This is a genomic window from Sphingomonas sp. BL2, from assembly GCF_056680015.1.
Map to the genome: position 1 here is coordinate 265,602 of NZ_CM155261.1, position 12,403 is coordinate 278,004.

General features: G+C 65.4%; 12 protein-coding genes. 6 read left to right on the forward strand and 6 right to left on the reverse strand.

All coding sequences use genetic code 11. The features are described 5' to 3' along the window. Window positions 1-138: 138 nt before the first annotated feature. The 3 genes from AC1ME3_RS01270 to dapE are packed head-to-tail and all read left to right on the forward strand — an operon-like array spanning window position 139 to window position 2,949. Window positions 139-1,155 carry a phosphatase PAP2 family protein gene (locus AC1ME3_RS01270; RefSeq protein ID WP_480954510.1) on the forward strand — a complete coding sequence of 339 codons (1,017 nt, stop codon included), beginning with the start codon at window positions 139-141 and terminating at the stop codon, window positions 1,153-1,155. A gap of 10 nt (window positions 1,156-1,165) precedes the next feature. Beyond that, a complete protein-coding gene (locus AC1ME3_RS01275) occupies window positions 1,166-1,837 on the forward strand; it encodes a glutathione S-transferase (RefSeq protein ID WP_426280895.1) in 672 nt (223 codons plus the stop codon). Then, window positions 1,834-2,949 (forward strand): succinyl-diaminopimelate desuccinylase, encoded by a 1,116-nt coding sequence (dapE, locus tag AC1ME3_RS01280; RefSeq protein ID WP_480954511.1) that lies wholly within the window; start codon window positions 1,834-1,836, stop codon window positions 2,947-2,949. The genes AC1ME3_RS01275 and dapE overlap by 4 nt, the downstream gene beginning before the upstream one ends. Before the next feature lie 169 nt (window positions 2,950-3,118). Here dapE and AC1ME3_RS01285 read toward each other — a convergent pair whose 3' ends face one another. Genes AC1ME3_RS01285 through AC1ME3_RS01295 form a run of 3 tightly spaced genes read right to left on the reverse strand, consistent with a single transcriptional unit; the run spans window position 3,119 to window position 5,740 of the window. Then, the gene (locus tag AC1ME3_RS01285) at window positions 3,119-3,748 is read right to left on the reverse strand and encodes a Smr/MutS family protein (protein ID WP_480954512.1); all 630 of its coding nucleotides are present in this window, start codon (window positions 3,746-3,748) and stop codon (window positions 3,119-3,121) included. Continuing rightward, window positions 3,723-5,084, reverse strand: coding sequence for a murein transglycosylase A (gene mltA / locus AC1ME3_RS01290; protein ID WP_480954513.1), 1,362 nt, complete (start codon window positions 5,082-5,084; stop codon window positions 3,723-3,725). Before mltA ends, AC1ME3_RS01285 begins: the two co-directional genes overlap by 26 nt. Window positions 5,085-5,095: 11 nt before the next feature. Beyond that, window positions 5,096-5,740: a Tim44/TimA family putative adaptor protein gene (locus tag AC1ME3_RS01295; protein WP_480954514.1), complete on the reverse strand. Its 645-nt coding sequence runs from the start codon at window positions 5,738-5,740 to the stop codon at window positions 5,096-5,098. Window positions 5,741-5,908: 168 nt separating this feature from the next. Between AC1ME3_RS01295 and secB the strand changes: the two genes are divergently transcribed. From secB to trpS, 3 genes are read left to right on the forward strand one after another with little or no spacing between them, the layout of a single operon-like run. After that, window positions 5,909-6,421, forward strand: coding sequence for a protein-export chaperone SecB (gene secB, locus AC1ME3_RS01300; protein ID WP_056062172.1), 513 nt, complete (start codon window positions 5,909-5,911; stop codon window positions 6,419-6,421). A gap of 26 nt (window positions 6,422-6,447) precedes the next feature. After that, on the forward strand, window positions 6,448-8,013 hold the full coding sequence (gene murJ, locus AC1ME3_RS01305) for a murein biosynthesis integral membrane protein MurJ (protein ID WP_480954515.1): 1,566 nt from the start codon (window positions 6,448-6,450) through the stop codon (window positions 8,011-8,013). An 8-nt stretch (window positions 8,014-8,021) separates the two neighbouring features. Then, entirely contained in the window at window positions 8,022-9,029 is a 1,008-nt protein-coding gene (gene trpS / locus AC1ME3_RS01310; RefSeq protein ID WP_480954516.1) for a tryptophan--tRNA ligase, read from the forward strand. 215 nt (window positions 9,030-9,244) lie between these two features. Here the strand turns inward: trpS and dnaA are convergent, their stop codons facing one another. The 3 genes from dnaA to mutM form a co-directional block, all read right to left on the reverse strand. Next, window positions 9,245-10,759: a chromosomal replication initiator protein DnaA gene (gene dnaA, locus AC1ME3_RS01315; protein ID WP_480954517.1), complete on the reverse strand. Its 1,515-nt coding sequence runs from the start codon at window positions 10,757-10,759 to the stop codon at window positions 9,245-9,247. Window positions 10,760-11,186: 427 nt separating this feature from the next. Beyond that, a complete protein-coding gene (gene rpsT, locus AC1ME3_RS01320) occupies window positions 11,187-11,450 on the reverse strand; it encodes a 30S ribosomal protein S20 (protein ID WP_031394736.1) in 264 nt (87 codons plus the stop codon). Between the two features lie 94 nt (window positions 11,451-11,544). After that, window positions 11,545-12,360 (reverse strand): bifunctional DNA-formamidopyrimidine glycosylase/DNA-(apurinic or apyrimidinic site) lyase, encoded by an 816-nt coding sequence (mutM, locus tag AC1ME3_RS01325; RefSeq protein ID WP_480954518.1) that lies wholly within the window; start codon window positions 12,358-12,360, stop codon window positions 11,545-11,547. Between the last annotated feature and the right edge of the window lie 43 nt (window positions 12,361-12,403).

The following is a 12,403-nucleotide window of genomic DNA, read 5'->3' on the forward strand; positions in this document are numbered from 1 at the left end:
ACCGTAAAACCGCGGCTATAGCGGGCGTCGTCCTACGGCAGGGCAACGCTCGTCGTTCGTTACCGTTCAGCCAAGCGAAAGCCGATCCAGCCGACGAGGGTCGCTTGTTTCCCCGTATGTGATACGCGTTCGCAGACCATGAATGACGTTTCGATTGCAACTACCCCGCGGCTGCCCGCCGACATCCACCGCGGGGCGCTGCCCGCAACCGCCATTGTGCCCGATTACGGGTGGTGGATCGGCGGCGGGATGATCCTCAGCCTGGCAACGTTGACTGTAATGATGCACGTCGCCGGCCTGTCGATCGATCCGTACGACGCAGACAATATCCCGTTCTACGTTAGCGGAGTCGTCCTGCTGGCGTTGCGCTTCGGCCTCCGCGACCGCCCCTGGCGTCATGCGCACGCGATCGCCGACTGCGCCGAATATTTCGGCGTTTTCACCATGCTCGCGCTGATGGGCGCGGTCGCAAGCTATCCGGTCGCGGCGCTGACGCACGGCTTCCACGATGCGGCTCTGCAGCGGATCGATGCGCTGCTCCATTTCGACTGGCTCGCCTGGTACCGGCTTGTTGCGGCAAGTCCGGTGCTGCAAACACTCGGTCTCGCGGCGTATCGCAGCATCTACCTGACGCCCGCGATCCTGTTCGCGACGTTTGCCTTCACGGAAGACCGGGTCGCCGCGCACCGGTTCCTCGCGACGTTCTGGCTGACTGCGATCGGCACGCTGATCCTCTACACGTTCATGCCCGCGATCGGTCCGTTCTCGTATTTATGGCACACCAGCATTGCCTACATGCCTGAAAGCGAACAGTGGCAGCAGGGTCTGATACCTGCACTCCGCGATCACAGCGTGCGGGTGGTCGACCTTGGCCATCTGCGCGGCATCGTCTCGGCACCAAGCTTCCATGCCGCCGCCGCGACGCTCTACATCAACGCGGCGTGGCGCATGCCACGGCTGCGCTGGCCGGTGCTCGCGTTGAATGCGGCAATGCTGTTGGCGACACCCGTCGAGGGCACGCATTACCTGATCGACATCCTGCTCGGCACGATCGTCGCGTTGGCGGCGATCGCGACGCTGCACCGTCTCATGCCGCGTAGTATCACCCGCCGGCCCGTTGCCAACCACATTGCCGCGGCTCACCTGCCCCGCTAATCCACCGCTCATGAAACTGATCATCGGCAACAAGGCCTATTCGTCCTGGTCGCTCCGCGGCTGGCTCGCCTGCAAGCAATCCGGGCTCCCCTTCGAGGAAGTGGTCGTGCCGATGTACGATTCCGACTGGGAAAAGCGCCGCTCAGGCGACGAGTTCGCGCCGTCGTCCGGCAAGGTGCCGATCCTGTGGGACGGCGACGCCGTGGTCTGGGACAGCCTGGCGATCGTCGACTATCTCGCCGACAAGGTCGGGCGCGAGCGCTTCTGGCCCGAGGACAATGCCGCGCGGGCGATGGCGCGGTCGATGGCAGCCGAGATGCACTCGAGCTTTGCCGCGCTGCGTCGCAAGCACAGCATGAACGTGCGCCAGGTGTTCCCGGCAAGCACGCCCGACGACGACGTGCTCCTCGAGTTGCAGCGGGTCATGGAAATCTGGGCGCAGGCGCGCGCACGCTTCGGTGGCGGGGGAGATTTCCTGTTCGGCCAGTTTGGAGCAGCAGATATAATGTTCGCGCCTCTGGTCACGCGGATCGTCACGTACCAGTTGCCGATCGCGCGGTTTGCGGCGGGGTATATGCAGGCGATGTTCGAACATCCGTTCATGCAAGACTGGATCGCGGCGGCGCAGGAAGAGGAATGGGTCCTCGAGCAATTCGAGCAGCCGGTCCCTGCGACCGCATGAGCGATCCCGTCGCGCTCGCGCAGGCGCTGCTCCGCGCGGATAGCGTCACGCCCGCGCGGGGTGCGGTGTTCGATGTTCTGGAGACGGCGCTCGGCCCGCTGGGATTTGCGGTCGATCGGTTCACGGTCGGCGAGGCGCCCGACGGCCCGGTCGAGAATCTGCTGGCCGTGCGCGGCGATGGACCGCGGCATCTGGCGTTTGCCGGGCATGTAGACGTCGTCCCTCCCGGCGAAGGGTGGACGGGTTCGCCCTGGTCCGGTGAGGTTCAAGACGGGTTGCTCTACGGACGCGGCGCGGTCGACATGAAGGGCGCAGTCGCAGCGTTTGTCGCTGCCGCCAGTCGCAACGACGCCGGGACGCTCTCGCTTATCATCACCGGTGATGAAGAGGGACCTGCAACCTACGGCACCGTCGCGCTGATGGAGCGGATGGCAGCGCGGGCGATCGTGCCCGACCTGTGCCTAGTCGGCGAACCCACCTCGACCGCGCGGCTGGGGGATATGGTGAAGATCGGACGGCGCGGTTCGGTCAACATCTGGATCGAGGTGCCGGGGCGGCAGGGACATGTCGCCTACCCGCATCTGGCCGATAATCCGATCCCCCGGCTGATCGCGATCCTAGCCGAGATCGAGACCGTGGTACTCGACAAGGGCACCGACTGGTTCCAGCCGTCGAACATCGAGGTCACCGATATCACCGTCGGCAACCCGGCACACAACGTCATTCCGGCCAAGGCTTCCGCGCGGCTCAGCATCCGGTTCAATGACCAGCACCGCGGGGCGGACCTCATTGAGCGTCTCCGCGCGATCTCCGAGCGTCATGCGCCCGGCGTGGTGGTGACGGGCAAGGTGTCGGGCGAAGCGTTTCTGACCGAGCCCGGTGCCTTCTCGACGCTGTTGTCGGACGCCATCGCAGGCGCAACCGGGATCACTCCGGAACTGTCAACCACCGGGGGCACGTCCGATGCGCGCTTCCTGTCGAAGCTTTGCCCGGTGGTCGAGTTCGGGTTGATCAACGCGACGATGCACAAGGTCGACGAGGCGGTCGCGGTCGAGGATTTGCGGACGCTGACGGATATTTATGCGGACGTGATCAGGCGGGCGCTGAAGTAAGCGGCCTCGCTAGTCGTCTATCAATGCACAACCATCGTCACCCCAGTGAAAGCTGGGGTCTCCCCGTCAGGCAGACGACGCGCGTATCGTGAGATATCCCAGCTTCCGCTGGGATGACGGGCTGCGGTGTATGACGGGATGTGGAGAGCTTCGGCCGGAGAAGGGCCCGCTACCCCTCCCGCCCGCGCCTCAGGACGATGTACAATGCGCCCTGTCCGCCGTGTCGCGGATGCGCTCCGCGTACCGCAGCGATCGAGTCCGCATGCCGTGAGCCGGCCAGCCAGTCGGTGACTGCGGACCGGATGGCGCCTCGCGCATGCGGGCGTTCGCTTTCGGGGCGGGGGGGCTTGCCCGTCACCAGCAGCAATACGCGGTCGCCGCGCGCGATCGCCCGGCCGAGGCCGACGTCGAGCAGTGCGTGGGCGGACGCCAGCGTGTGGCCATGCAGGTCGATCGAACTATCGGGACTCACCACCCCTCGCGTCAGCCTCTTGTCCCAGCCGCCATCGAGTGTGTTGGCGGTGATCGGTTTGGCGACCGGCCGGGCGACCACGGGCTTGGCCCCCGCCCGCGCCGCGTACGGCGTGACCACGGTACGGACGAGCGGCTTTACCCGCCCCATCGGCGCAGGCGGTGCGGGCACGATCTTGCCGTTGGGACCGATGATCGGCTTGGGTGGAGGCGGCAGCGGCGGCGCGCGCTCCGGGATACGCACGGTGACCGCACGCATCGGACGCACGCTCGCCATCACGCGCGCCCAGAGCTGCGCCTCATCAGGGTTGAGCGGACGGCCCGCCATATCGCGCCCCATTCGCTTGGCCGTTCAGGCGCGCCACGGTACCGATCGGCAGCAGCAGATACGCCGTGCCGCGTCCGGCCATGCCGCCGGCGGTAGCCTCGGCCGCAGCACCCGCCCCCCAGAACGTGTCGAAACGATTGCTGCCCTTGATCGCGCCGCCGGTATCCTGCGCAATCCACAAACCGCTCGCGTCCTGCCGGTCGAGTGACAGGAACACGGGCGCGCCGAGCGGCACGAACTTGACGTCGGCGGCCGCGCTGACCTGGCCGGTGACCGGCAGGCCAAGTGCCCCAAGGGGTGCGCCCTCGAGTTCGCGGAAGAACACGAAGCTCTTGTTCTCGCGCATGATCGCCTGTCCCTCCGCCGGATGCGCGTGAAGCCACGCGACGATGCCCTGCATCGAGGTCTGGCCCGGCTGGAGCAGCCCGCGCGACTTCATCAGCGCGCCGATACCGGTATAGTCGCGGCCGTTCTGCGTCGCATAACCGATCCGCAGTATCTCGCCGTCGGGCAACCGCAGCCGCCCCGAACCCTGAATCTGTAGGAAGAACAGCTCGACCGGATCGCGCGCCCAGGCGAGGATCGGCGCCTTGCCCGACAGCGCACCCTGCTCGATCGCGGTGCGATCGTAATAGGGCACCAGGTTACTGCGATCGACACGACCGCGCACCTTCTTGCCCTTGAGACTGGTCGAGAATGCGCCGAGATCGACGTCGATCAGGTCGTTCGGACGCGCATAGATCGGCGCATAACCATCACGCCGCTCCAGCGAACCAGCGATCTCGGGCTCGTAATAGCCCGTCGCGAACGCCTTGCCGTCGCCAATCTGCGCGGCCTCGAACCACTGCGCGAAGAACGTCCGAGCATTGCGGCGATCGGTCGACGCCGCTGCGGTACAGGCCGGCTGCCAATCCGCGCCGCGCGTCAGCCCGGAAGCGTCGTTACGACGCACCAGCGACGGGCAACTCGTGACGAACGCCGCAAACGCCGCTTGCGCCTGTGCATCGTCGATCGGGAGGCTCGCGATCGGTGGACCCGGAATCACACCGGCAGCCGCAGCATTCGCAGGTTCGATCGCCGGCATGACCGGCGACGCGAGCATCGGCACCGCGCCGACGATCCGGGCGGGCGACTGAATCCCGCGAATGTTAGGGGATGCACCGGTGTCGCGCGACGGATGCACGCGACCGGGTTCGCTTGGTCGATCATCTGATCGATCGTTTGTCCGGTCCACCGGTGTCGGACCCGACCGTGGCGGTTCGACACCACCGACGCACGCGCTCAACAACGTCGCCATCAGCATCGGCAGTCCTAGACCGCCGAGCCTTCCCCCCATGCCCCGACCCATCAGGCTTCGTCGGTGTCCGCAAGCTTCCAGTTCGGATCGCTGCTCTTCAGCGTCCGAGCGAACGTCCAGACGTCGTGCGTCTCGACCGCGTCGGTCAGCGACCCCGCAAGGACATTGCCCTCCGCGTCGCGCGTGACGGCCGCGATGTCCGCGTCGAAACGAACCGTGATACGCGCATCGCGACCCGTAAGGATTGCATCCGCGATCAGTGCGCGCTCGATCGACACAAGACGGTTGTCGAGCACTTCGCCAGCCTCGCGCCGCGCTTCGATCGCCTCCACGAACGCAGCACGGACATCGTCGACTGCGAGATCGGCCAGCGCATCCTCGTCACCCTTCCAGAACGCCTCGAGCACCATGCGATACGCAGCCTGCGCACCTTCTAGAAAGCGCGGGACATCGAAGCCGGGCTCGCCGGCGACGATCGCCCGCAGACCGGGCTCGGCCTTGGGCTCGAGGTTGCGGTTGGCGACTTCGCGCGCATCGGGAACCGCCTCGACGGTTCGCGGCACGGCGGCGAGCGCAGGACGGTCCTCGGCCGCACGCGGCAGGGGCTGCTCATGCCCTGTCCGCTTACCGAGCACGCTGTAGAGTCGCATCGCCAAGAAGCCTGCAACCATCGCGAGAAGAACTACGTAAAACAACCGTGCCTCCGATCTTCGCTTCAACATAGGGCAAACCCGCAGCTATTCAAACCCGCGCCCGTTGAAACGCCCCTTCGGCACTGCTACTCGCACCACCTCGATCGAACAGAACGCGCAAGCGGTCCGCTTCGGTCCCAATTTTCCGCTTATTCTCTAAGGACACGACGAATGGATGATCAGGACAACGGCTTCACCATGCCCGACCAAGCTCTCGCGAACGGTGAAGACACGGTCCCCGCTGCCGGGCTGATCTCGCAATACGTCAAGGACCTGTCGTTCGAGAACCCGAACGCGCCGGCCGTCTACCAGAACCAGACCCCGCCGGCGATCGACGTGCAGTTCAACATCGGCGCGGCGCAGGTCGGCGACGAAGTGCATGAGGTCGTGCTCAAGATCGACGTCCGCGCCGAGAGCGAGGGGCAAGTCGCGTTCATCGTCGATCTTTCGTACGCGGGCCTGTTCGGGCTGCGCAACATTCCGGCCGAGCACGTCCAGCCGTTCCTGCTGGGCGAAGCACCCCGCCTGCTGTTCCCGTTCGCACGCCGCGTACTGTCGGATGCGGTCCGTGACGGTGGTTTCCCGCCGCTGCTCCTCGAGCCGATCGACTTCTCGCAGCTGTACCTCCAGCAGTCCGAGCAGCAGGGCATCCAGCCCAACGTCGGCGATTTCGGCCAGGCCTGAACGACACGGGGGCGGAGCGCGCTTAGATGAATCTTACCAAGGCGCTGGGATCGGTCGGCGGGCTGACGCTTGCCAGCCGGGTCCTGGGGCTGGTGCGCGACTCGCTGTTCGCGCGGTTCGTCGGCGCGGGGTTCGCTTCGGACGCGTTCCTGATCGCGTTCCGCCTCCCCAACATGTTCCGTGCGCTCTTCGCGGAGGGCGCTTTCTCCGCCGCCTTTATTCCGATGTTCAACAGGAAGGTCGGCGACAAGGATGGTCGCGGGCTGCCGGACGGGATCGCCTTCGCCGAGGACGCGCTGTCGGTGCTGCTGCCGACGCTGATCCTGATGACCGTGATCTTCGAACTCGCGGCGTGGCCGATGACGTGGCTGCTGACCTTCGGGTTCAACGGCGCGAGCGCTGAGCGGTTCGACTATGTCGTCCACCTGTCGCGGATCATGCTGCCCTACCTGCCGCTGATCAGCCTTGTCTCGCTGCTCGGCGGCATCCTCAATTCGCTGCACAAATTCTGGATCAACGCGGCTGCGCCAATCCTGCTTAACGCGACGCTGATCGCCGCGCTGTTGCTGTTCCACGAGCACCAGCCACTGCTGACCGCGCGCAACCAAGCGATCGCGGTGACGATATCGGGGGCGTTGCAGCTCGGATGGCTGATCTACGCGTGCCGGGCGTCGGGCGTAAAGCTTCGGCTGAAGCGTCCGCAGCTTAACCCCGACGTGAAGAAGCTCATGTCGCTGATCTGGCCCGCCGCCGCCGGCGCTGGCGCAGTGCAGATCAACCTCGTCGTCTCGACCGCGCTCGCTGCCGCGTTGCTGCCGGCCGGGTCGGTTTCGTACATCTATTTTGCCGACCGCCTGAACCAGCTTCCGCTCGGGTTGATCGGCATAGGTCTCGGCACCGTCCTGCTTCCCACCATCTCGCGCCAGCTCGGCCGCGGTGAGGATGCGGAGGCGATGGCGACGCAGAACCGCGGGATGGAGCTCGCGCTGTTCCTCACGCTCCCCGCAACGGTCGCGCTGATCGTGTGCGGGGTGCCGATCGTCGGGGCGCTGTTCCAACACGGCAAGTTCGCGCTCGAGGACAGCGTGCTGACCGCGCAGGCCTTGGCCGCGTTCTCGATCGGGTTGCCGTCGTACATCCTCGTGAAGGTGCTGACGCCGGGCTATTACGCGCGCTCCGACACGCGCACGCCGGTGCGCTATGCGACGATGTCGATGGTCGTGAACCTCGTGCTCAACCTCGCCTTCATCAAGCCGCTCGGCCACATGGGCCCGCCGCTCGCCACTGCGATCGCGAGCACGGTCAACGTCGCGATGCTCTACCGGACATTGGTGCGGCGCGGACACTTCACGCCGGACGCGCGGCTGCGCCGGCGGACGTGGCGGCTGCTCGTCGCCGCACTAATCATGGGCGTGGTAATGTATTTCCTGAACGACCTGTTCCAGCCGTTCGTGACGGGTGCCAGCGTCGAGCGCTGGGGGGCAATGCTGGTGCTGGTCGCGACCGGCGGCGTCGTCTATGCGATCGCGACATTGCTCACCGGCGCGTTCCGGCTGGGCGACATCTCCACGCTTCTGCGTCGTTCACGATAGGTCTTTCAATGCGCGTTGTTTCCGGCATCAAGCCCACCGGTAATCTCCATCTCGGCAATTACCTGGGGGCGGTGAAGCAGTGGGTGACGCTGCAGGACGACGTGGCGGCGCAGGGTGGCGAGTCGATGTTCTTCATCGCCGATCTCCACGCGCCGACCGAGTGGATCGCGCCTGCCGAGCTCTCGTCGCACACGATCGAGGTCGCCGCGACCATGATCGCGGCGGGAATCGATCCAGCGAAGTCGATCCTGTTCAATCAGGCGCGCGTGCCGGCGCATAGCGAGATGGCGTGGCTGCTCAACACCGTCGCGCGGGTCGGCTGGCTCAACCGCATGACGCAGTTCAAGGACAAGGCGGGCAAGAACCGCGAGGGCGCGAGCGTCGGGCTGTACGATTATCCGGTGCTGATGGCGGCCGACGTGCTGCTCTACAACGCGACGCACGTGCCGGTCGGCGAGGACCAGAAGCAGCATCTCGAACTCGCGCGCGACATCGCGACCAAGTTCAACGGCGACTACGGCGTCGACCTGTTCACGTTGCCCGCGCCGCTGATCAGTAAGGCGGCGCCGCGGATCATGTCGTTGCGCGATGCGTCGGCCAAGATGTCGAAGTCGAACCCGTCCGAGCAGTCGGTGGTCAAGCTGATCGACAGCGACGACACGATCGCGGACAAGTTCCGCAAGGCAAAGACCGATCCCGACGTTTTGCCGGCGACGGTCGAGGATCTGGGTGATCGGGCCGAGGCACGTAATCTGCTGACGATATATGCGGCGTTGGCGGATAGCGACATCGCAACGGTGCTCGGTGAGTTCGGCGGGAAAGGCTTCGGCGCGTTCAAGCCTGCGCTCGCGGATCTGGCGGTGGCAAAGCTTGGGCCGATCCGTGACGAGATGGTGCGGCTGCTCGATGATCGCAGCGCGGTGACGGCGGTGTTGCAGGCGGGCGCGGAGAAGGCGCGCGCGCTGGCGGCACCGGTGCTCAAGCAGACGCAGGACGCGATGGGGCTGCAGGTCTAACCCCTATTCCGTCATCCTGACGAAAGTCAGGATCCAGAGCATAAAGGGCAACGCTGGTGACTCTGGATCCTGACTTTCGTCAGGATGACGGGGAGTTTTTGGTGTGCCGGGTCACGCGGCTACATGCCGCGATATCGCGCGCACTAGCGTGTTCCCCCGCGAAGACGGGGGTCCAGTCTGGGCACCTGCCTTCGCGGGGGAACAGCGAGGGAAGACTAGCCTTCAAGCTCGCGCATTAGCACGCGCACCGCTGCATCGATATCGCGGTCCGAATCGCGCAGTTCCTCGATCTTCCGCACCGCATGGATCACCGTCGAGTGATCGCGCCCACCGAACTTCCGCCCGATCTCGGGGAGCGAACGCGTGGTCAGACGCTTCGCCAGATACATCGCGATCTGCCGCGGCCGCGCCACCGCGCGTGCGCGCCGCGCCGAAATCAGATCAAGCGGCTTCAGTTCGAAATGCGCCGACACCAGCTTCTGGATCTCGTCGATCGTCACGCGCTTCTGCGCGCCACGAAGAACCTCACCGAGCGTCGCGACCGCAAAGTCGAGGTCGATCGTGTCGCCCGTCAGCTGCGCATACGCCACCACCCGGTTCAGCGCGCCCTCCAGCTCGCGGATGTTCGCATGGATGCGTGCGGCGAGCAGGTCGAGCACGTCAGTCGGCACGCGCATGTCGGGCAGGTCGACCAGCTTCCGGTCGAGGATCGTCCGGCGCAGCGTCAGATCGGGCGCCTTGATGTCCGCGACGAGGCCAACCGACATCCGGCTGACGATCCGCGCCTCGACGCCTTCGAGCGCCTGCGGGCAGCGATCGGCGGAGATCACCAGCCGCTTGCCCGCCGCCATGATCTCGTTGACCGTGTGGAAGAATTCTTCCTGCGTCGCGTCCTTGCCGGCAATGAATTGGAGGTCGTCGATCAGCAGCAGATCGGCACCGCGCAGGCGCTGCTTGAAGGCATGCGTATCGCGCGCGCGCATCGACGCGACGAAGTCGTACATGAACCGCTCGGCGGACATGCACAGCACGATCGCGTGCGGATTATGCTCGAGGAACGCGTGACCGATCGCGTGCATGAGGTGGGTCTTGCCCTGCCCCGTGCCGCTGTGGAGGAACAACGGGCTGAACCGGACAGGGCCCGGCTCGGCGAGTACCTTGGCCGCGTTGAACGCGACCTTGTTGGACGGATCGACGACGAATCGCGCGAAGGTGTAGCGCGGGTCGAGCGGCGGACGTTCAGCGGGCACGCCGACCGGGGCCAACGTCACGACGGGCGCCGGCGCTGGCTTCAGCGAAGGATCAACGCCGAACTTCATCGTTGCCTGCACAGGGTCGGCTACCGGCTTGGGAGTCGGCGTGGTTTCGACCGGTAGCGGATCGGCAACGGGCTTGGCCGGAATGGCATCAGCCACCGGTTCGATCGCCAGCACGACGGCTGCGCGACCCGGTGCCCGGGTCTCGATCTGGACGGTGCGGACATTGGGCAGGATCTGCTTGAACTCGAGCACCAGCCGGTCGGCGTAGTGATTGCGGACCCAGTTGGTCATGAACGCCGACGGCAGCGCGAGACGGATCGTGTCACGGTCCTCGCCCGGGATCAGCTCGATCGGCTTCAACCATTGTTCGAACAACCGCGCGCCCGCCGATTCGCGCAAGGACGTACGAACGCGGGCCCAGGCCTTTTCAGCCTCGCTCGCATGCGTCACAGATCCTTGCCACTTCGTCACGCGCACACTTCTCCGACCCCGCGAGATTGCTCGCGCGGGTGAAATAGTCCCGACAGAAAATGGTCCCCCTGACGACCCAAAGGGTCATCCGGCATCTTCGCCCTGTTTGTTGATGCAGCGGTGGAAACCACCGTCGCTGTGAGCCCCGTTATGAAGCGATCGACGATCCTAGCAAGGCCCCGAGGCGTCACATTTTCGAAATAAAGCGGGTTGACTTGATCAAGCCGCGGAAATGCGTCGATATTTTTATAAGTCGCTGTCTTTACGCATTTTTTGCAATTTCCGCGATTGCGTGACGTGATTCTCGACCACACGAATCGTGGCGAATCCTAGAGTTATGCGGACTCCCCGCCGGTTCCCTTCGCAGACGCAAAAAACCCGCCGGGAAGGTCCCGACGGGTGATCAGCTTCGACAATGATTGGTCGCTTAGGCGAGCCCGGTCACAGCCTTGGTCAGACGCGCGAACTTGCGGCTCGCGGTGTTCTTGTGCAGCACGCCCTTGGCGACGCCGCGCTGAAGCTCAGGCTGTGCCGCTGCGAGTGCGGTGGTCGCGGCGCCCTTGTCGCCCGAAGCCAGTGCGGCCTCGACCTTCTTGATGAAGGTACGGATACGGCCGACGCGGTTGCCGTTCACTTCCGCGCGACGGTCGTTGCGACGGATACGCTTTTTCGCCTGCGGCGTGTTCGCCATGAAGCCCTCTGGATGTTCGAATGAATAAAAAGGGGCGCCGGATTGCTCCTACGCCCTCTCGAAGCCGCGGCCCTACTCACTTTGTCCTGGATCGTCAACCGCGTTGGCACTTCGGACACCAGAACGTCGAGCGCCCGCCCTCCGTTCGCCGCTTCACGGTAGCGCCACATTCGCACGGCTCGCCCTCGCGTCCATAGACGCGCCATTGCTTGGAGAAATAGCCGAGCTCGCCGTCCGGCCGCACGTAATCGCGCAGTGAGGATCCGCCGGCTAGAATCGCGGCGGTCAGCACCGTCCGAATCGCCTCGACGAGTCGCTCGAGTCGAAACAGCGAGATCCGCCCCGCCGCGCGTGACGGCGCGATCTTTGCCATGTGTAGCGCCTCGCACACATAGATGTTGCCAAGACCCGCGACGATTCGCTGATCGAGCAGCATCGCCTTGATCGACGCCCCCCGCCCTTCGAGCGCCTCCAGCAGATAGGCCGCGGTCAGGTCGGGGCCGAGCGGCTCCGGCCCCATGCTGAGGAATGGCGGGTAATGGGCGATGTCCTCGGTCGCCCAAAGATCGAGAAAGCCGAATCGCCGGGGATCGTTGAGCGCGACCGTCCGCCCCGCCGCCGTCCCGATCAGCAGGTGGTCGTGCGCCAGCAGTTCGCTCGGATCGACTCGCCAGCGCCCGGACATGCCGAGATGGAAGACGAGCGTATCGCCGCGATCGGTATCTATCAGGCCGTATTTGGCGCGGCGGCCCAAGTGCGTAACGGTCGCCCCGGTCATCCGCTGGCGCAGGTCGACCGGGATCGCTTTGCGCAAGTCGGCACGACGCGGCTCGACCGAGGTCAGGCGCTGGCCCTTCAGCACGGGCTCCAGCCCGCGCACGGTGGTTTCGACTTCTGGTAATTCTGGCACGGTTTGCAGCTAGGTTGCGTTTGCTCGCGCCACAAGGCGCGGC